At 52.9% G+C, this 20596-nt stretch carries 19 protein-coding genes; 13 read left to right on the forward strand and 6 right to left on the reverse strand.

The genetic code is table 11. The features are described 5' to 3' along the window. Positions 1 to 27: 27 nt before the first annotated feature. Entirely contained in the window at positions 28 to 1335 is a 1308-nt protein-coding gene (locus ACT3RR_RS12985; protein ID WP_496200460.1) for a 6-phospho-beta-glucosidase, read from the reverse strand. Further along, entirely contained in the window at positions 1322 to 1645 is a 324-nt protein-coding gene (locus ACT3RR_RS12990) for a PTS sugar transporter subunit IIB (RefSeq protein WP_485903054.1), read from the reverse strand. The genes ACT3RR_RS12985 and ACT3RR_RS12990 overlap by 14 nt, the downstream gene beginning before the upstream one ends. Before the next feature lie 332 nt (positions 1646 to 1977). Here ACT3RR_RS12990 and ppiA point away from each other — a divergent pair, with 332 nt between their 5' ends. The 10 genes from ppiA (at position 1978) to argD (ending at position 12106) form a co-directional block, all read left to right on the forward strand. Further along, positions 1978 to 2547, forward strand: coding sequence for a peptidylprolyl isomerase A (ppiA, locus tag ACT3RR_RS12995; protein WP_034793783.1), 570 nt, complete (start codon positions 1978 to 1980; stop codon positions 2545 to 2547). A 141-nt stretch (positions 2548 to 2688) separates the two neighbouring features. Further along, positions 2689 to 4212 carry a helicase HerA-like domain-containing protein gene (locus ACT3RR_RS13000; RefSeq protein ID WP_496200461.1) on the forward strand — a complete coding sequence of 508 codons (1524 nt, stop codon included), beginning with the start codon at positions 2689 to 2691 and terminating at the stop codon, positions 4210 to 4212. Positions 4213 to 4346: 134 nt separating this feature from the next. Further along, a complete protein-coding gene (locus ACT3RR_RS13005) occupies positions 4347 to 4517 on the forward strand; it encodes a YhfG family protein (protein ID WP_353503586.1) in 171 nt (56 codons plus the stop codon). Next, positions 4507 to 5109: a putative adenosine monophosphate-protein transferase Fic gene (locus tag ACT3RR_RS13010; RefSeq protein ID WP_496200462.1), complete on the forward strand. Its 603-nt coding sequence runs from the start codon at positions 4507 to 4509 to the stop codon at positions 5107 to 5109. Before ACT3RR_RS13005 ends, ACT3RR_RS13010 begins: the two co-directional genes overlap by 11 nt. Positions 5110 to 5524: 415 nt before the next feature. After that, positions 5525 to 5758 carry a hypothetical protein gene (locus ACT3RR_RS13015; RefSeq protein WP_353503584.1) on the forward strand — a complete coding sequence of 78 codons (234 nt, stop codon included), beginning with the start codon at positions 5525 to 5527 and terminating at the stop codon, positions 5756 to 5758. A gap of 39 nt (positions 5759 to 5797) precedes the next feature. Then, positions 5798 to 6034, forward strand: coding sequence for a hypothetical protein (locus ACT3RR_RS13020; RefSeq protein WP_353503583.1), 237 nt, complete (start codon positions 5798 to 5800; stop codon positions 6032 to 6034). Between the two features lie 523 nt (positions 6035 to 6557). After that, positions 6558 to 7853: an HlyD family secretion protein gene (locus ACT3RR_RS13025; RefSeq protein WP_496200463.1), complete on the forward strand. Its 1296-nt coding sequence runs from the start codon at positions 6558 to 6560 to the stop codon at positions 7851 to 7853. After that, the gene (locus tag ACT3RR_RS13030) at positions 7843 to 9960 is read left to right on the forward strand and encodes a peptidase domain-containing ABC transporter (protein WP_496200464.1); all 2118 of its coding nucleotides are present in this window, start codon (positions 7843 to 7845) and stop codon (positions 9958 to 9960) included. The genes ACT3RR_RS13025 and ACT3RR_RS13030 overlap by 11 nt, the downstream gene beginning before the upstream one ends. 175 nt (positions 9961 to 10135) lie before the next feature. Beyond that, on the forward strand, positions 10136 to 10711 hold the full coding sequence (locus ACT3RR_RS13035) for an aminodeoxychorismate synthase component II (protein WP_496200465.1): 576 nt from the start codon (positions 10136 to 10138) through the stop codon (positions 10709 to 10711). A 177-nt stretch (positions 10712 to 10888) separates the two neighbouring features. Further along, a complete protein-coding gene (gene argD, locus ACT3RR_RS13040) occupies positions 10889 to 12106 on the forward strand; it encodes a bifunctional acetylornithine/succinyldiaminopimelate transaminase (protein WP_437342043.1) in 1218 nt (405 codons plus the stop codon). 419 nt (positions 12107 to 12525) lie between these two features. Here the strand turns inward: argD and ACT3RR_RS13045 are convergent, their stop codons facing one another. Both ACT3RR_RS13045 and crp read right to left on the reverse strand, forming a co-directional pair. Next, complete coding sequence (locus ACT3RR_RS13045; protein ID WP_496200488.1) at positions 12526 to 14604, reverse strand: YccS/YhfK family putative transporter; 2079 nt, start codon at positions 14602 to 14604, stop codon at positions 12526 to 12528. Between the two features lie 97 nt (positions 14605 to 14701). Then, on the reverse strand, positions 14702 to 15334 hold the full coding sequence (gene crp / locus ACT3RR_RS13050; RefSeq protein ID WP_034793770.1) for a cAMP-activated global transcriptional regulator CRP: 633 nt from the start codon (positions 15332 to 15334) through the stop codon (positions 14702 to 14704). A gap of 364 nt (positions 15335 to 15698) precedes the next feature. On the opposite strand from crp, the gene ACT3RR_RS13055 reads away from it, so the two are divergent. Continuing rightward, complete coding sequence (locus ACT3RR_RS13055; RefSeq protein ID WP_185689089.1) at positions 15699 to 16106, forward strand: OsmC family protein; 408 nt, start codon at positions 15699 to 15701, stop codon at positions 16104 to 16106. 3 nt (positions 16107 to 16109) lie between these two features. On the opposite strand, the gene ACT3RR_RS13060 is transcribed toward ACT3RR_RS13055, so the two are convergent. Beyond that, positions 16110 to 17015: a LysR substrate-binding domain-containing protein gene (locus ACT3RR_RS13060; protein ID WP_496200466.1), complete on the reverse strand. Its 906-nt coding sequence runs from the start codon at positions 17013 to 17015 to the stop codon at positions 16110 to 16112. Positions 17016 to 17207: 192 nt separating this feature from the next. Here ACT3RR_RS13060 and ACT3RR_RS13065 point away from each other — a divergent pair, with 192 nt between their 5' ends. Together ACT3RR_RS13065 and ACT3RR_RS13070 are read left to right on the forward strand one after the other, a co-directional pair. Continuing rightward, positions 17208 to 18404, forward strand: a complete 1197-nt coding sequence (locus ACT3RR_RS13065) for an MFS transporter (RefSeq protein WP_496200467.1) — start codon at positions 17208 to 17210, stop codon at positions 18402 to 18404. Positions 18405 to 18425: 21 nt separating this feature from the next. Continuing rightward, entirely contained in the window at positions 18426 to 19613 is a 1188-nt protein-coding gene (locus tag ACT3RR_RS13070) for an amidohydrolase (protein WP_496200468.1), read from the forward strand. A 6-nt stretch (positions 19614 to 19619) separates the two neighbouring features. On the opposite strand, the gene ACT3RR_RS13075 is transcribed toward ACT3RR_RS13070, so the two are convergent. Next, positions 19620 to 20489, reverse strand: a complete 870-nt coding sequence (locus tag ACT3RR_RS13075; protein ID WP_034793756.1) for a phosphoribulokinase — start codon at positions 20487 to 20489, stop codon at positions 19620 to 19622. Between the last annotated feature and the right edge of the window lie 107 nt (positions 20490 to 20596).

Consider the following 20596-nt stretch of genomic DNA (forward strand, 5'->3'; position numbering starts at 1 on the left):
TAGCCCCGCCAGTCAGGGGCAGGGAAATTATCTAAATTGAGGTAAATACGGCGCGTTGAGCTGTAAAACCTCATCGAAGAGTTGTTGTGCCAGCGCGGCGTCGCCGACCAACGGGTTGGTCATCAGCGCCAGCAGGCCGCTTTGTCGGTCGCCGTGCACCGCGCAGTCGATGGTCAGGCGCTCAAAGGTTTTCACCTGATCCGCCAGCGTATGCAGTACCGGCGCTAAGCGCCCGAACACCAGCGGCGTCGCGCCGTGGGCGTCGATAATACAGTTGGTTTCTACCACGGCGTCATCCGGTAAGCCATGAATAGCGCCGTGATTTGATGTATTTACCACCATTTGCGTGCCGAGATTATTATGGATTGAGCGAATCAGTTCCAGTGCCACTTCCGAATAGAAGGAGCCGCCGCGGAAACTCAGCTGCTCCGGCTTGGTATTCAGATTCGGATCGGCGTACAGCGCGAACAGCTCTTTCTCCACCTGCATCACTTTTTCGGCACGGGTTCCGCCGTCCGCCGCCTGTTTAATCTCATCTTCCAGCATGGCGCGCGGCAGATAGAAATAGCGGTGATATGGGCAAGGGATCACCCCCAGCGCCCGCAGCAGCTCAGGCTTCCACGGCTGATCCTTGATGTTGTTCATGGTCAACGTCGCGCCGTCGCACAGCAGATCCAGCGTTTTTTGCGTCACGTCTTTGCCCTTCTCCAACACGCGATGCACCCACACCATGTGGTTCAGCCCGGCGAATTGCAGATGAATATCTTCATCTTTCGCGCCAAGCATTTTAGAGATCATGTGATGCATGGTGATGGGCACGTTGCACAGGCCGATGATTTTGGCTTTGCTGTGGCGGGCCACGGCTTCGGTGACGATACCGGCCGGGTTGGTGAAGTTGATGATGAAGGCGTCTGGCGCTAATTCTTCAACTTTTCGAGCAATTTCCAGCAGCACCGGGATGGTACGCAGTGCTTTGGCAAAGCCGCCTACGCCAGTGGTTTCTTGGCCGATCAGGCCATACTTCAAGCCGAGGCGCTCGTCGGCGGCGCGGGCAGGGAGCTGGCCGACGCGCAGCTGGGTGAGCACGAATTTGGCGTCGCGAATGGCGTCATCCAGCTGGAAATGCACGCTAACTTTGACGTGCTCCAGCCCGGCTTTCGCCAGCATGCGGCGGGTCAGCTCGGAGATAATGGTGACTTTTTCGCGGCCCGCTTCGACATCCACTAAGGCCAGTTCGGTGACCGGCAGCTCGTTAAAGCGTAGGATCAAGCCTTCGACCAGCTCCGGCGTATAGCTGCTGCCCCCGCCGACGATGGTGATTTTAAACTGACTCATGGGCACCTCCGATAAGCTCCAGCGCCGTCGCCAGCACTTTGTCGCCGCGCATGGTGCCGTAATCCATCATATCTATTACCGCGACTTTTTTGCCGAGCGGGGTGGCGAGGTCAGAGAGACGGGCCAGTTCATAGCGTACCTGCGGGCCGAGTAGCACCACGTCGGCTTCGCCAATAATGTGTTCAAACTCGGCCACCGGCACGGCGCGCACGTCGACGTCCAGCTCGCGGGTTTTCGCCTCACTCAGCATTCGCTGAACCAACATACTGGTCGACATTCCTGCGGCACAGCAAAGGACAATTTTTTTCATATTCGACTCCTGCCTTTTTGAAAGTGTGATTCAGTGATAGGTGATTAAAATTGAAGAATGAGAGCGCTCTCATTTTTATATCTTAGCCGGATAGCGTTGTCAAAAAACCCCCCATGTCACAAAGCGAGAGATGACCGACAAAACTTTTTTTTACTTGGCAGGTCATAGCTATACGTAAATAAAAGTAAAGCTCTGGCACTGTAGGTATAGGCTCTTTAGAATCAATGGGTTTATCCCGTTAGATTTCGAGCTGAAGCCGCGCGGGCTGCCGCCTAGCTGCATCTTGAAATCTATCGGGTACAGTTGTTTGTATTTTGGATAAAGGAATCGTCATGTTTAAACGTACTTTAGTGACCGTCACTGCGCTGCTCTCCCTCACCGCGCTGTCACCTGCTGCACTCGCTGCCGCACAGCAACACGTACTGCTGACGACCTCCGCAGGTAATATCGAAGTCGAACTCGACAGTGCTAAAGCACCGGTTTCTGTGAAGAATTTCGTCGATTACGCGCAAAGTGGTTACTACAACAACACCATTTTCCACCGCGTTATTCCAGGCTTCATGATTCAGGGTGGCGGTTTCACCACTGACATGCAGCAGAAGCAGACCAAAGCGCCAATCAAAAACGAAGCTGACAATGGCTTGCGTAACCTGCGCGGCACCATCGCCATGGCGCGTACTTCTGAGAAAGACAGCGCGACCAGCCAGTTCTTCTTCAACGTGGCTGACAACGCCTTCCTCGACCACGGCCAGCGTGACTTCGGTTATGCGGTATTTGGTAAAGTTATCAAGGGGATGGACGTCGTAGATAAAATCGCTCAGGTGAAAACCGATAACGTAGGCCCATACCAGAACGTGCCAACCACGCCGGTGGTTATCCTTTCTGCCAAAGTCCTGCCATAATTTTAGCCAGTAGCAAGCATGCGAAAGCCTCCTATCCGGAGGCTTTTTTTATGCCAAAAATTCGGATTTCTTGACGCCTATTCATCTGCCTTATAGGTTTTAATCAGTGCCAGAACCCACCCCTGTTCAAAGGATAATGAAATGAGTGAACCCCGCCTGATCGCGATTGCCATGCAGGATGGCAAACCCGTGCAAAACTTGACGCTGCTGCCTGCGCTGGCTAACCGCCACGGTTTAATCACCGGCGCGACCGGCACGGGTAAAACCGTGACCCTTCAACGCATGGCCGAGCAATTTTCGCGTATCGGCGTGCCGGTATTTTTGGCCGATGTGAAAGGTGATTTGTCAGGGATTGGCGCACCGGGCGTGGCGTCGGACAAGCTGAATGCGCGGCTTCAGGGCATTGGTGTGACTGACTGGCAGCCGCGGGCTTGCACCATTATTCCATGGGATATTTTTGCCGAGAAAGGCCATCCGATCCGCGCCACGGTGTCGGATCTTGGTCCACTGCTGCTCGCCCGCTTGCTCGACCTGAATGAAGTGCAAACCGGCGTGCTCAATCTGGTGTTTAAGATTGCCGATGACAGCGGCATGCTGCTGCTCGACATGAAAGACCTGCGCGCAATGGTGCAAGTGGTCGGCGACAACGCCAAACAGTTCCAGACCCAGTACGGCAACATTTCGTCGGCTTCCATTGGCGCAATTCAGCGCGGGCTGCTGACGCTGGAAGGACAGGGCGCCAACCAGTTCTTCGGCGAACCTATGTTGGATATCAAGGACTTGATGAAAACTGACGCCAACGGGCAGGGCATTATTAACCTGCTGGCGGCGGATAAACTGATTAACCAGCCTAAGCTGTATGCCGTGTTCTTACTGTGGCTGCTGGCGGAGCTGTTCGAGCATCTGCCCGAAGTCGGCGACCCCGAGCAGCCAAAACTGGTGTTCTTCTTCGACGAAGCGCACCTGCTGTTCACCGACGCTCCCGCCGCGCTGTTGACCAAGATTGAGCAGGTTGTTCGCCTGATTCGCTCGAAAGGGGTGGGTATCTACTTCGTCACCCAGAACCCGCTGGATATTCCTGACAGCGTGCTCGGCCAACTGGGAAATCGCGTGCAGCACGCCCTGCGAGCTTTCACGCCGCGTGACCAGAAGGCGGTGAAAGCGGCGGCGCAGACCCTGCGCGCTAACCCGAAATTTGATGCTGAAATGGCAATTTCCGAGCTGGGCGTCGGCGAAGCGCTGGTCTCCTTCCTTGATGAGAAGGGGCGCCCGAACGTGGTCGAGCGGGCGATGGTTATCGCGCCAGAATCCAAAATGGGCATGCTCGGCGATGAGGGGATGAATAGCGCGCTGAACAAATCGCCACTCTATGGCCGGTATGAAGATGCCATTGACCGCGAGTCGGCGTATGAAAAGATTCAGGCTCAGGGCTTTGGCACCGTGGCACAGCCTGCTGGCACGGCGGCGCAAAAGCCGGCTGCAACGCAGGCTGAGGGTGGCGGCTTGATGGGCAGCTTGAATGAGATCCTCTTCGGCTCTACCGGCCCGCGTGGCGGGAAAAAAGACGGGGTGGTGCAGGTCGCAGCCAAAAGCATGGCGCGCGACTTAGGTCGGCAGATCCTGCGCGGCGTGCTTGGCTCTATTATGGGTGGTCGCAAGAAGTAGCGCAAAGTAAGCCCTATCCCGCCGTTTTCTAAGAATGCCCTGCAAATGCCGGGCATTTTTTTTGCCCTCACTTTCCCTGACTATACTTACCTCAGAAATACGCTAGCGAGCGTACCCACGCTAAGGAGTCCGAGATGAGTACCAAGCTGACCGCGAAACAGAAAGAGAAGTTGTTCAAAGAGCGCCAAAATCGCAATTTCCAAGCCAGTTCACTGTTGGATGGTTTGCACATCGAGCTTGTGAACCTCACCCCAGAGCAAGTTGCCCAGCGACTGGATGACTTAAGGGGGCACTATGAACGATAAGCTGAATGCAGGCGTCGACCCCTATCTCTATCCCGGTATCCAGGTGCTAGAAAATAAACTAGGTATTCACGAGGCGAATCGATTAGCGCAGGCGGAAATGGCCTTTACTGCGCTGCGGGCCGCTACCCTCTCCCTTGGGCAACCCGAGATGGGCTTGCCGCACCTTTGCGCCATTCACCAAACGCTGTTTCAGGACATTTATCCTTGGGCTGGTAAATTTCGTGAAATGGATATCTACAAAGAAGACACGCCTTTCTGCCACTTCGCCTATATCGAGAAAGAGGGCAATGCGCTGATGCAGGAGCTGGAAGATGAGGGTTATCTGGTTGATCTTCCTCACAAAGATTTCTGCAAGAAATTGGCTCATTACTATACGGGTATCAATCTGCTGCATCCGTTCCGCGACGGCAATGGACGGGCGCAACGCATCTTCTTCGAGCAACTGATTATTCACGCTGGTTACGACGTTGATTGGAAAAATATCGACCGTGAAAGCTGGTTAGACGCCAATAAAAAGGCGGTATTTGGTGATGAAAAGCCGCTCACTGCCCTCTTTAAACAGGCTGTCCTTGAAATAGAAGACACTAAGTAAAATCTGCCTTCTTCTCACCCGGTTCTGAAGTCAGGGCCGGGAAAGCCCCCCTCGCTGATAGCTTCTTCCACTTTATTTACTGACCAGAAAACTAAACGGCTGTTTATATTAAATTTTTAATTATAAATAAGTTGCGCTGTATTGATCGAAATTATTTTCATTAATGTCTAGTGAATTTCTTAGATATATATAAGACAGGGTGAGCTTTTTTTTAAATGAGTTTACTCCTGAAAAGTTGTTCTGTTAGTCTCATGTCGGTGGCAAACGCTTCGTTATTATTGCTAATTTAGCAGAGCATTTGCATTGCTTATAAATGATGAATGCCATCAGGGATTATCACTATTATGTACTATAGATGATAATTTATATAAAACTTCGATGAATATTTATGATCGAAAAATAATAAGGATATTATATGAAAGAGTTATCTGTTATAGAAATGAATGCAGTATCGGGTGCTGGCTGGGGTTTTTGGGCGGGGGCAGGGGTTGGGGCTTTGGCTGGGATTGTTGCGACCTATAGCCTTATGATCTTGAATAAAGAAACGTTTCATGATGTAACTCCAGAAAAAAATGAACTCAATCAGCATCTTATTGCTGCTTCTACTCTATTGGGCGCACTTTCTGGCGCAATCGCCGAAGCGCGTTAATAGCAATCACTGACTCAATAAAATTAATAAGGAAATTATATGAAAGAGTTATCTGTCGTAGAAATGAATGCAGTATCTGGTGCTGGTTGGGGTCTTTGGGCTGGTGCTGGCGTTGGTTTAATGTCAGGTTTTTTGTCTGGAATTTTAATTAGCAAGATGCGGGGTGAATCGCATATTCCTAAAAACGAAGAGCAGGCAGAATTAAACCGATTGATTGTTTCAGCATCGACAGTTCTAGGTGCACTTTCTGGCGCAATCGCCGAAGCGCGTTCATAATCTAGGCAGTAAAGTCAATTATTTTCACAATGCATATTAGAATAATGGCTGTTCACCGTGAGAATGATTGAATTAATACCGTGGTGACTTCACCACGGTATTATCCGAAGTTTCTTAAATGAAAGTGATGGCAGAGTTAACTTTTTCATACCCCCATTCACTTGCCGTGCGAAGGCGCTGATTTAGGCTGTAGATGCAGAGAGTTAATGATTAGAAACGATTAAATGTTAACGAAATGTCACTAAAGTGGCCTGTTCTGGATATGTTGTGTTGTTAAGATCTAAGAAAATACTTATGTCAGAACAGCCAATTTACTCGGGATGAATAATGTCTATTATTACTCACGCAGTCTACTGTGTGGGTCAAGGATTTTGACCTAACAAAATCAAAATTTAATAAGGATATTATATGAAGATTAGTAGTAAAAATTATTGACTTAGTGCTGGGATGACTATCATCGCGGCAGTATGGCTATTACAGAAGAATACATGGATGCATTTTTGCGCTGACATTAAGGGATGTAATGAACAGGAAAGGAATCTTTCGACAAGAAGCCTTAGAAAATAAGAAGCAGCAATGGGAAGGTAAAGCCTTGTTGCTCGCAGGGGCCTCTCCATGGTTAATCAGTCTTATTTCATTAGCATTTATCATTTTTATTTGCGGATTTCTCTATTTTTGTGAGTATTCACGAAGAATTGATGTCAGTGGTGAAGTGATCACGCTGCCCCATTCCGTCAACATTTATGCGCCACAACAGGGATACATCACCAAGACTTATGTCAAAGTGGGAGATGAAATCAAAAAAGGCGACCCTATCTACGCCATTGATCTCTCTCATACCACCTCATCAGGCAATGTTAGCGCTGAAACTAAAATTGCTCTTGAAAAACAGGTCGTTAATCTTGAAGCAATTACTGCGCATTTGAAGCAAAACCGACATGTTACCGCCGAGAACTTAAAAAGCCAGCTGAAAAAATATACCGAATCTAATAAAGAAACCCGCAGATTAGTCGAAAGCTCGCGCCGGGGCGTAGAAAACATGCGTCAAGGTCTGAAAAGTTATGAAGAATATTTGACTCGCGGTTTAATCAATAAAGATCAACTTAATAACCACCGCAGTCAGTTTTACCAGCAGCAAAGCACTTATCAAAATTTAAACAGTCAGGCAATTCAGGAAGAGCTGCAAGTGGCTAAAATAGAGAGCGACCTGTTAACGCAGATAGCTGACATTGATAACCAAATTTCGCAAAACGAATTTCAATTAAACGATCTGCGCCGAAAGATGATTGAATCTGATGCCGGCGAAAGCGTGATTGTCAGTGCAAAATCAGCGGGCATCGTGGAATCGCTAAGCGTGACGACCGGGCAAATGGTCAGTTCAGGTAACAGTCTGGCGCAAATAATGCCGGTTAAAGATATTAAATATTATCTTCTCCTTTGGTTGCCAAGCAGCAGTCTGCCTTATATTAAAACTGGTGACGGAATTAATATCCGCTATGACGCATTTCCATCAGAAAAATTTGGGCAGTTCCCCGGCACCATTGATCTTATTTCTAAATTGCCCGCATCCAAACAGGAGTTGGGTCAATACAGTACTGCATTGACGGACCCCAAAGGGGAGCTGACGGATAATTATTATAAAGTTTTGGTTTCCATCAATAGAACCGATTTTAGCGATAAAGGCAAGATGATGTATTTATCCCATGGTTTAAAAGCCAGAGCGATTGTCTTCCTCGAAAAACGGCCTTTATATCAGTGGATGTTCACCCCTTTCTATAATATTAAAGACAGCGTAACTGGCCCAGTCGATGAAAAATAATACATTTAACTACATCATCCAAAAGCTGAACTTTGGGATGAAAAGAAAGGTTCCGCATATTCTGCAAACAGAAATGTCGGAATGCGGTTTGGCCTGTCTGGCGATGGTTTGCGGCTATTATGGCCTGAATATCGACATGTTTAATTTCCGCCAGAAATTTTCAGTTTCCAGCCAGGGTGCGACCTTAAATGCGATTGTCCAGTCAGCGACGGCGGTGAATTTAAAAAGCCGCTCGCTGGCGCTTGATATGGATGAAATTAAACAGCTTAAACTGCCATGCGTATTGCACTGGGATATGAATCACTTCGTGGTATTGGTGGCAGTGAAACGCTCTGGCTATGTGGTTCACGACCCGGCTTTTGGTAAGCGGGTTATCTCCCATCAGGATATGTCTAAGCATTTTACCGGCGTAGCCCTGGAATTATGGCCCGACAGTAAGTTTCAAAAAGAGACGCTGAAAACCCGCGTCAAGCTGCTGGATTTAGCAAGAAGCGTCGTCGGTTTGAAGGGCGCGTTAACCAAGATATTCTTCCTCTCAATTGTGATTGAAGCCATCAACCTACTGACGCCAGTGGGCACCCAGCTGGTGATGGACCATGTGATTCAGGCCAAGGACCTCGGCCTGCTTTCGGTTATCTGTATCGGCTTGCTCACGGCCATTATTTTTAGCTCCTTTGTCAGCATGCTGCGCGGCTGGGTGTCGCTGGTTATCGGCTCGCTGATTGATGTGCAATGGAAAAACTCCTTCTTCGATCACCTGATTCGCCTGCCACTCTCTTTCTTTGAGAAGCGCCATCTTGGCGATATTCAATCACGCTTTAGCTCGCTGGATACCATCCGCAGCACTTTCACCAACAGCATTATCGGTGGGGTGATTGATGGCATCATGACTATTGGCCTGATTGGGATGATGGTGGCCTACGGCGGCTGGCTATGTTGGGTCGTCGTCGGCTTTACCGCCCTATACGCCATCATGCGTCTGGCGACGTATGATTTTTACCGTCGGCTGTCGGAGGAGAAAATTGTCAAAGACGCCAAGGCGGGTTCCCACTTTATGGAAACCCTCTACGGGGTGGCCACCATTAAGGCGCTGGGGCTGAACCACAAACGTTCGCGTTTTTGGCTGAATCTGAATATTGATGCCACCAATACCGGCATCCGCCTCAACCGATTCACCATGCTGTTTGGCGGTATTAATACCTTTATTACCGCCATTGATCAGGTAGCTATTCTCTGGCTCGGTGCCGCGATGGTGGTGGATAATGCCATGACGTTGGGGATGTTTATGGCGTTCAATGCCTACCGTGGGCAGTTCTCCGGTCGCGCTTCCAACCTTATTGACCTGTTCCTACAGCTGCGCATGTTATCGCTACATAACGACAGGATCTCCGACATTGTCTTTACTGAGGCTGAGCAAGAGGCGCCGGCGCGTCAGGTCTTCCCGCCAAACAAGCCCATCTCTTTTGAAGTTAAAGGACTCGGTTTTCAGTATGACGATTTATCTCGCCCGGTATTCAGTGAGTTGAGTTTCAACATTGAACCCGGTGATAGCGTGGCGATTGTCGGCCCGTCCGGGGTAGGTAAAACCACCTTACTGAAGGTGATGACCGGCTTATTGCCTCCAAGTCAGGGGACGGTGCTGGCCGACGGACTCGACATTAATAAGATTGGCGTGAACAACTACCGGGAAAGCATTTCCTGCGTGTTACAGGAAGATAAGCTGTTTTCCGGCTCCATTGCCGACAATATCGTCAGTTTTGATGTGGAACCGGACAGTGAACTGATGCTGGCTTGCGCGGTATATTGCAATATTCATAATGAAATTATGCAGATGTCGATGGGCTATGAGACGTTGATTGGCGAGCTGGGCAACGGGCTGTCGGGCGGGCAGAAGCAGAGGCTGTTAATTGCCCGCGCACTGTATCGCAAGCCGAATATCATCTTTATGGATGAAGCGACCAGCCATCTTGATTTGGACAACGAGGAGATCATCAACAAATCGATTTCCCAGTTGCAAATCACCCGCATTATTGTGGCGCACCGGCCATCGACGATTGCTTCCGCCAATCGAGTGATCACCTTGGGGGGAGCCATTCCCGCGCCCTAGTCGAATAATCTGACGCGAAGCGGCCTGGCTGGTTTCACAATACCTTCTGCTTGTGCAAGAATGCCCGCACTTGTTTAGGTAAAAGCCAGGTCGAAAATGAATTGCGTAGAATGCTGTCGATATCTGAGTGTAGATGAAGCTGAATGTTTTTACTTATCAGTAGGATACCTCTGACATGCTGCTGCTTATCGACAACTACGACTCCTTTACCTACAACCTGTATCAATATTTTTGCGAGCTGGGTGCCGACGTTTTAGTTAAGCGTAACGATCAACTCAGCCTCGCCGACATTGAGCAGTTGGCTCCTTCCCACTTGGTTATCTCGCCCGGCCCTTGTACCCCGGACGACGCGGGCATCTCCCTCGCCGCCATCACCCATTTCGCCGATAAGCTGCCGATCCTTGGCGTCTGCCTCGGGCATCAGGCCATGGCGCAGGCCTTTGGCGGCCGCGTGGTGCGTGCCCGAAAGGCGGTGCACGGCAAAACTTCGCCAATTCGCCACAGCGGCGAAAGCGTTTTTCGTGGTTTAAACAACCCGCTGACCGTCACCCGCTATCACTCACTGATTGTTACCCCTGAAAGCCTGCCGGACTGTTTTACCCTGACGGCGTGGACCGAGCGCGATGGTCATCCCGATGAGATCATGGGCATCGCCCATAAGCAGCTTCCTCTTCACGGGGTGCAGTTCCATCCCGAAAGCATCCTCAGCGAGCAGGGCCACCAGCTGTTGGATAATTTTCTTAAGATTTAATAGCTTAACTTCCCCGAGACAATTTCTTATCCGCCAGAGCAGATTTCCGTTTGCTTGTGGGTGATTTATTATGCATATTTTATGATTATATTTTCACATCCTGTGCGGCTGTGAATCTCTTTGCATCATGCTGATACGCAACAAGTGATATCGGGCAACGTCTTGAAGGGGATGTAAATAATGGCGGAAAAATCAGCGGTAACGCGTCAAGATCACGATCGGACTATTTTGCCGGTTTATGCACCAGCGCAGTTCATTCCGGTGAAAGGGAAAGGCAGCCGCGTTTGGGATCAGCAGGGCACCGAGTATGTTGATTTTGCGGGCGGTATTGCGGTCACCGCGCTGGGGCATTGCCATCCGGCGTTAGTGAAAGCGTTGCATGAGCAGGGTGAAACCCTGTGGCATGTGAGTAACGTCTTCACCAATGAACCGGCATTACGACTGGCGCAGAAGCTGATCGACGCGACCTTTGCCGATCGCGTATTTTTTGCTAACTCTGGCGCCGAGGCCAACGAGGCCGCCTTTAAGCTGGCACGCTACTACGCCGCGCATCGCCACAGCCCTTATAAAAGCAAAATCATTGCCTTCCACAACGCCTTCCACGGCCGCACTTTCTTTACCGTTACCGTGGGCGGGCAGCCGAAATACTCCGACGGCTTTGGTCCAAAACCTGCCGACATAGTCCATGTGCCTTTCAACGATCTCGACGCCGTTAAAGCCGTGATTGATGACCACACCTGCGCCATCGTAGTCGAGCCGGTACAGGGCGAAGGCGGTGTTACGCCTGCCACGCAAGAGTTCATGCAAGGTCTGCGCGAACTGTGCGATAAGCATCAAGCCTTGTTGGTGCTCGACGAAGTTCAAACCGGCATGGGCCGTTCCGGCAAGCTGTTCAGCTATATGCATTACGGCGTGAAGCCGGACATTATCACCACCGCAAAAGCGCTGGGCGGCGGTTTCCCAGTCAGCGCGATGCTGGCAACGGAAGAAGTGGCGTCAGTCATGGAGCCGGGCAAGCACGGCACCACCTACGGCGGCAACCCACTGGCCTGCGCCGTGGCCGGTGCCGCGCTAGACATTATCAACACGCCAGAGGTGTTGTCGGGCGTGGCGGAGCGCCGCGAGAAATTCATTCAGGCGCTGGAAGCGATTAATGAAGAGTTCGGCCTGTTCAAATCTCTGCGCGGGCAGGGGCTGCTGATTGGCGCCGAGCTTGCCGACACCTATAAAAACCGCGCCGGTGATTTCCACAAAGCCGCCGCCGAGTTCGGACTCATGATGCTAATCGCAGGCCCGAACGTGATCCGCTTCGCACCATCGCTGGTGATTGAGTTTGCGGATATTAGCGAGGGGATGGAGCGCTTTAAGCAGGCCATTAGGAAGGTGCTGGCTTAAGGTCAAGACCTTGCGTTGCCACGCAAACTGGCCTCAAGGGGCGCCTATCGCCACGCCCCTTAAGAATCCCCGGCTCTTTACTGCGCGCTCCGCTCGCTAGGCGGACGTGTTTCAGGTACTTCCGTTATCCACCGCCCTCCCTATCAATAAAGAATGTCGCCGCTTAGGCGGTGCCTTCGCTTCAGGCTTCGAGCCATAGGTCTCGAACCATTCGCTCAGCGCCATTTTTGACTGCGGTTTTGAGGCATTTAGACCGTGCCGTTTCAGTGTGTTTTGCCTTGCTCCCTTTCCTTTTTAAGGAGAGGGCAGGGGTGAGGTTTGCTGCATAGAGCACGATTCAAACCACTCCTCATCCCAACCTTCTCCTCTGAGAGGAGAAGGAGCTAAACCCAACCGTGGCCGTTTCAGTGGTTTCGACTTTAAAGGCGTGCTTTGACGCGCCTCGTCAACCAAACCCCATGATGAGGGCGCTGCTTCCACGCGAGTGAAGAAATCGTGTGCATCACGCTGAGGTGCGACAGCACGCGGCGCAGGTGGCGTTCCATCTCGGTTATCGGCATGTCAGGGTGCAACTCGGGCGCGGCGAATAGGCTGTTTTCACTGCTTGGGCCATCGTAGGTCAGGCGCTGTTGACAGCTTTGCAGCGCGATTTCGCAACGCTGTAGATAATCCATCGCCAACTGCGGGGTCAGCATATAGTGTTCGCGGGCCAGAATGGTCATGGCGTTGATATGCTCGACGATAAACTGGCTGTGGGTCACCCACAGACGCATATCGGCCAGATAGCGCGAGTTAAAGCCCGGCTCCTGCATGGCCTGATTTAATGAGGTAAACAGCGCGTTGTGCGCCTGATTGACCTTCATGCGTGCGTAGGCCAGTTTCTCCGGCTCGGGATCTTCTTCAAGTAGTAGGCGGATGGCGGTTTGGTCGCTCTCCAGCGCCTGATAGGCATTTTGCCGCAACATCCCGCTCTGCCACTGTGGCCATAGCCACAGGGTGCCGCCGAAGGCCAGCGCGCAGCCAATCAGGGTGTCGATGAGCCTTGGCACGAGGAAGTGCGCGCCGTTCATCGCCAGCAGTTGCAGGGTATACACTGCCGTGACCGTAATACCAATGGTCGCCAGCCCGTAGTTCTTGCGCAGCACGGTGTAAGACACCACGGTGATCACCAGCATGCTCAGTAGGGTAACGCTTTCGGGAAGCTCCAACTGCAATAGCCCTGATGCGACGAGCAAACCAACCAGCGTGCCGAGCGCACGGTGCTGGATCCGCACCCGCGTGGCGTTGTAGCCGTTTTGGCTGACCAACATCACCGTCATCAAAATCCAATAGGGCTTCGGCAAATTGAAAAACAGCCCGAGACTGCTGCCAATAGCCAGCATCACGCCCAGCCGGGCGGCATTGCGCAGCGCGGCGGATTTAAAAGAGAGATAGCTTTTCAGCGCAGGCCAGAACGGCAGGCGGTTTTGCGTCTGCATTAGGTCGCGGCGGTAGAGTGGGCGCTGAGTGCGCAGCAAGCGAGCAATCCGGCTAAAGTGGTAATAGCAGAACTGGCCGACCGGGTTATCGCGATAGCGCGAGGCAATTTTCTCCAGCGCCGCGAGTTCATTGGTCATGTTGAAACGGTCTGAGCGGCGGTGATAGAGAATGTCATCGGCGATCACTCGCAGACGGGTGGCGATCACCTGCGCATTGCGGCGAATCACCGCCTCGGCGTGGCTCTCTTCCACCAGCTTCTGCACTTCTTCTGGCAAATGCAGGCTGACGGCGATGTGCTCCTGTAAGTCGAGCGCCACCTGAAAACGCTGAAATAGCCTCTTGTGCTGGTGATGCCCCTGCTGCGGCAGCATGTGCAATTGCTGGTAGAGCAGGGCGATCAGGTCGATCACCTGCTGCTGGCGTTTCAGCAGCGGCGGCAGCGCGGTTTCCGGATCGGTGTGTTGGGTGAGCAGGCTGTATTTGGCTTCGAAATAGTCGGCCAGCTGGATATAAAGCTGGCTGAGGGTTTCGCGCATTGGTTGCTCTTTAGAGAGGCGAAACCAGACCCAGTTAAACAGTCCGTACCACGCGGTGCCGACGATATACAGCAGCGGCGCGTGCCAGATGGGCACCAGCCCGGCCATGCTCAGGGTGAAAATGGTGGCCACCAGCGCACCCGGCAGTAAACGCGCGTGCAGGGGGCCAATCTCGCCGGTCACGCCAATAATCAGCGCCAGCGATAACATGATAAGGGGCAGGGGAATATGCCAGTCGACCAGCATCAGTTGCAGCATGACGCTGCCGAATGCAAACAGAGAGCCGCCGACAATCAGGCGTTTGAAAAAGCGTTTGTGGGGAGTATCCAGACCAGAAATGTTGCAGCAGGCGGGCACCAGCGAGAACAGCAGGCCCATTTGCAACTGGCCGAACATCCAGCCGATAGCGACCGGAATTGCCAGTACCAGCGTCTGGCGTAGCGCGTAGTTGACCTCGGGATGATAGAAAAACCGACGCCACAATCTCATGCGTTGCTGCTTAACACGCACTATCAATCAGTCTCCCTAGGCTCCAATAAAAACGGCGCGACAGTTGCCTGCCGCGCCGTTTCTCAGGGAATTAACGTGTGCCGTAAACGACAATCGTTTTACCGTGAGCGGAGATCAGGCTCTGATCTTCCAGCATTTTTAGAATTCGACCAACGGTTTCGCGGGAGCAACCCACGATCTGGCCAATTTCCTGACGAGTGATTTTGATCTGCATCCCGTCTGGGTGAGTCATCGCATCCGGTTGTTTTGCCAGATTCAGCAAGGTCTGCGCGATACGGCCGGTAACGTCGAGGAAGGCCAGGTTACCGACTTTCTCAGAGGTTACTTGCAGGCGTGTCGCCATCTGAGCGGATAAGCGCATCAGAATGTCCGGATTAACCTGAATCAACTGGCGGAATTTTTTATAGGAAATTTCAGCCACTTCGCAGGCAGTTTTTGCACGAACCCAAGCACTACGTTCCTGACCTTCTTCGAAGAGTCCCAGCTCGCCGATGAAGTCACCTTGATTCAGGTAGGACAGTATCATCTCTTTGCCTTCTTCATCTTTAATCAGGACGGCAACCGACCCTTTCACGATGTAGTAAAGCGTTTCGGCCTTTTCACCTTGGTGAATCAGCGTACTTTTAGAAGGATACTTATGTATATGACAGTGAGACAGGAACCATTCGAGAGTAGGGTCTGTTTGTGGCTTGCCGAGAACCATTTGCTATTATCCTCTGTTGTTATCGCTGCCCAAAATCACAGGGCTCAGAGTTCCCTGTACGGCGTCTTTAAATACGCGCCCTTTTAGCATATGAACTGTCCAGCAATGCTGCAAGCGGGAGTCGGAGTGAAACAAGAATCTGAATATTTCTGTTAACACCGTGGCTTCAGAGTGAAAACCACAAACCCATCACCGCAATTTACTGAAACAGTGTGTAACGGCTTTGTTTGTAGCACAGGTTTGCGCGGGTGTCTTCTGTTGTCTCGCTTCAGCATGATGGCGATCGGGTTACGTTGCCGGTTTTTTTCTAAAAGAGTAGTCTGAAGGAAATTTCTGCTTCATAAACGCATCAGGAGTATGGCACATGCAGGCACGGGTAAAATGGGTTGAAGGGCTGACATTTTTGGGTGAATCCGCCTCTGGACATCAGGTTCTGATGGACGGCAATGCGGGCGACAAGGCCCCAAGCCCGATGGAAATGTTGCTGATGTCTGCGGGAGGTTGCAGCGCCATCGACGTGGTGTCGATTCTGCAAAAAGGTCGCAACGAGGTGCACAATTGCGAAGTGAAACTGACCTCAGAACGCCGCGAAGAAGCACCGCGCCTGTTCACGCGCATCAACCTGCATTTTATTGTCAGCGGCAAAGATTTGACTGACAAAGTGGTCGAGCGCGCCGTGGCGCTGTCTGCCGAGAAATACTGTTCTGTTTCATTGATGCTGGGCAAAGCCGCCACCATCACCCACAGCTTTGAAATCGTCGAAGCGGAATAAGCGTTACCAAGGGTACTGCTGACACTTCAGCCGCAATAACTCTAAGAATCGCCGCGCCGCAAAGGTTAGCGGCGATTTTTGCGAATAGAATACGCAGTATTCCGCCTCCGGCAGAGTATCAATGTCCAGCAAGCAGAGTTTGTCCTCCAGGTGGAAAGGGGCGTACATCGCGCGCGCCACGATGGTCAGATAATCCGACTGCAACACCATATTCAGCCCGCAAACCACGGAATCCGTGCGCAACGGTGCCGGGCCAGCCTGATAAAACGCCGCCATGGTCAACTGTAGCTGTCGGTAATAGCCCATATCCGTTTCAGGAAAGACCCAGCGCGCGCCCTGTAGCTCATCTAAGGTTTTCGCCTGTGTCAGAGGGTGCCCGCGCCGCGCCAGCACGCCAAAGGGGGCGCGAAACAGCGGCTCACGAATCAAATCCTCCAGCGGCAATCCCGGCCCGGCGCTGCCGACGGCAAAGTCGAGACGCCCCTCGCGCAGGGCGGGAAGCAACATGGAAAGCTGCCCCTCTTTCACCAGCAGCTTGGTCTGTGGGAACTGCTCGGTAAAGCTGTCGGCCAGAGGCGGAAAAACCGTTAGGGCCAGCAGCGACGAGCAGCCCATGGCTACCGAACCTTGCGAAAAGTGATTCATCTGCTGAATCTCGGCGGCGGCCCGCTCCAGCTCCTCCAGAATAAACTGCATGCGCTGGGCAAAGGCGCGACCCGTTTCCGTCAGCATCATCCCCTGATTGCCGCGCACGATAAGCTGGGTGTCCAGCACCTGCTCCAGCTCGCGCAGTGAGCGGCTTAACGCCGGTTGGGATTGATTCATCGCCCGCGCCGCGCCGCGAATACTGCCGCTGCGGATCACCTGCTGGAAGGTTCTCAACTGCTGTAATTTCGGAAGATATTTCATCCCTGGCCCCCTATGCCGAAAAAGCATCACACTGCTGAAAATTGCATCTTATGGCAAAAGAATAAAGCTGATAGGTTCTGGAAGAAGCATCTAACTTACTGTTATTTATTTAAAAAGTGACGCGCGTCGCATTTATGAGCTTTCACGTATCGTGATAAGTGCCTCATGGCTATAACAAAAAGGATATCAGCTATGAAAAATCGTTCTTTAATGATTTTCTTGCTGTTTATAGGTTATGTGTTGGTTTATATCGACAAAACCGTTATTGGTTTTGCGCTATTGCCAATCGAAAAGGAATTCAATCTTCAGCCCGAACAACTGGGGTATATCACCGGCATCTTCTTTCTGGCTTATTCTCTGTTCCAAATTCCTGCGGGCTGGCTCAACGACCGTATCGGCTTTAAAAAGGTACTGATCCTCTCCCTGTTTATGCTCGGCGGCTTCGCGCTGTGCTTTGGCCTGCTCGGGTTTGGCCTCGGGCTGCTGATTTGCTTCCGCTTTCTGGCGGGCGTGGGTCATTCGGGTTACCCAACGTCATGTGCCAAAGCCGTGGTGGCGAATTTCGCCCTCGAGCAGCGCACCTTTGCGCAATCCATCCTGCTCTCCTCCGCCGGGCTGGCGATGACCGCCGGGCCGCTGATCGCGGTCTATAGTCTGGACTCACTGGGCTGGCGCGGCTCATTTTCCGTATTGGGCCTGCTGGCGTTTGCGGTGGCGATCTGCATCGTGATTTTTGTGCCGAAGGCCGAACAGGCGGTCAGCTCGGCGCGAAATAAGGCGCAGGGCAGTTATCGCGCCTTGCTCAAAAATCCCATCGTCGTGCTGCTGTTTATCTCCATCTTCTGTATCAACATTCCCTCTTACGGCCTGATGGCGTGGCTGCCGAAATATCTGGTGCAGCATCGCGGCATGTCGCTGGAAACCTCCGGCTTTGTGGTCGCTACCGGCGGGCTGGGCATCTGGATCTCCTCGCTGGCCACCGGCTGGCTGGTGGGGCGTTATATGCAGGGCAAAGAGCCGAAGGTGGTGTTTAGCTGCTCCATGCTCAGCGCGCTGTGCATCTGGCTGGTATACACCACCTCGTCGGCGATGACCGCCGGGCTGTTTTTATTCCTCGGCTACATCTTCCTGATGGCGTCATTCGTCACCGTGTTTACCCTGCCAATGAAACGCCTGCCGACGGACGTCATGGGCGCCGCCATGGGCATCATCAATACCGGCGGCACGCTGGGCGGCTTCGTCGCCCCGATAGTCATGGGATATCTGATAACCGTGACCCAAAGTTACCTTTCACCCTTTATTTTTCTCTCCGTGGCGATGGTCGTTGCGGGCGTGGTGATCCTGCCGCTAGCCAAGGCCACGCGCCCGTTGGTTAGCGATGCGGCTTAACGACAACATTTAAGGAAAGAGATGATGACGATCCATTTTGAAAGCCTGCTGGAAGAAGTAAAACCGAAAGTTATCGCCTGGCGTCGGCATATCCATGCCCACCCTGAGCTATCGTTTCAGGAGCAGGCCACGGCGGATTACATCGCCAATGAGCTGGCGACCTTCGGGCATCTCGAGCTGAGAAGGCTGACGCCAAACAGCGTGGTGGCGGAGCTGCGCGGGGCGTATCCCGGCCCGACTTATGCCCTGCGTGCCGACATCGACGCTTTGCCGATTCAGGAGGAAACCGACGAGCCGTTCTGCTCCACCGTGCCTGGCGTGATGCACGCCTGCGGCCATGACGCCCACTCGGCCATGCTGCTGGGGGCGGCATGGGTGTTGAGCCAGTGCCAGTCCGAGCTGCGCGGCTCGGTGCGTTTCATCTTCCAGCATGCCGAAGAGCTACCGCCGGGCGGCGCGCAGGAGCTGATAGATCTGGGTGTATTGGACGGCGTGAGCCAGATTTTCGGCCTGCACGTCATGCCCAATTACCCGACGGGGGAGGTCGGCCTGAAAGAGGGCGTGTTCTGCGCCTCCAGCGACAACTTCGACATTGTGATCCACGGCAAGGGCGGGCACGGCTCGATGCCGCAGCTGTGCATTGATCCGGTGGTGATTGGCGCGGAAGTGGTGATGGCGCTGCAAACGCTAGTATCGCGCAGGCTCGATCCGCTGCGCGTGCCGGTGCTGACGGTTGCTACTTTTCAGGGCGGCGAAAGCTACAACGTGATCCCCGAGCGGGCGCGGCTGGCCGGAACCTTGCGTACCCACGACAGCAGCGTGCGTCAGGTGGTGCCGGGGTTAATGGAGCAGACCATCGCGGGCATCGTCTCGGCCTATGGCGCGAAACATGAAATTCGCTGGACGCCCGGCTATGTCAATGGCGATAACCACCCGGACGCCTGCGCGGTAGCGCGGCAGGTGATTACCAACACGCTGGGTCAAGAGGCACTAAGAGAGCTTGAACACCCGCTGTTTGGTGGCGAAGATTTCTCTTCTTATCAGCAGGTTGTGCCGGGCTGCTTCCTGTTTATCGGCAGCGGCAATGAGGCTATCGGGGCGACGTACAATGTACATCACCCGCGATTTAAACTGGATGAAGAGGTGCTGCAGATTGGCGTTAAACTGCACGTCGGCTTTATCCGCCATCTGCTGATCAATCAGGACTAAGCCCGGCTACTCGATTTTCTTACCTTCCATCAGGCGCTGCACCAGCGGCGCCATGATTAACTCCATCGCCAGCCCCATCTTGCCGCCCGGCACCACCAACGTATTGATGTGCGAAATGAATGAGCCTTGCAGCATCGCCAGCAGGTAAGGGAAATCAATGTCGTCCAGCCCGCGGAAGTGGATCACCACGAAACTCTCATCCAGCGACGGAATAGCTTTCGCCGCGAACGGGTTGGAGGTATCCACCGTTGGCACGCGCTGGAAGTTAATATGGGTGCGGGAGAACTGCGGGGTGATGTAGTTAATGTAGTCATCCATCGAACGCACTACAGAGTCCATCACGGCTTCGCGCGAATGGCCGCGTTCGCCGGTGTCGCGTACCAGTTTCTGGATCCACTCAAGGTTAACAATCGGCACTACGCCAACCAGCAAATCAACCTGCGCCGCCACGTCGATTTTGTCGGCGACGACGCCACCGTGCAGCCCCTCGTAGAACAGCACGTCGGTCGGTTCGGCCAGCGCCTGCCACGGCGTGAAGGTGCCCGGCACCTGATTGTAAGGAACGGCTTCGTCATAAGTATGCAAATACTTGCGCGAGCGCCCGCTGCCCGAGCGGCCATATTCAATAAAGCTTTGCTCGAGCAGGGCGAAGTCATTGGCCTCTGGCCCGAAGTAGCTGATGTGGCGGCCCTGATCGCGCGCCTTACGAATGGCGGCGTCCATCTCCGGGCGGGTAAAACGGTGAAAACTGTCCCCTTCCAGCTCGGCGGAACGCAGCCCAAGCTGTTGGAAAATCTTGCGAAACGCCAAACTGGTGGTGGTGGTTCCTGCACCGCTGGAGCCGGTCACGGCAATAACTGGGTGTTTAGCTGACATGTGCGCTTTTCTCCGTAAAGGTGATGCTGGCAGACGTGCGTCGGTCTATTCTCAGATGCAAACCTTGCGTCAACGCTGCGCATAATTAATCCCATTGTTACCATGTT

Origin of the sequence: Ewingella sp. AOP8-B2-18 (genome assembly GCF_052376015.1) — a bacterium.
Classification (GTDB): domain Bacteria; phylum Pseudomonadota; class Gammaproteobacteria; order Enterobacterales; family Enterobacteriaceae; genus Ewingella; species Ewingella allii.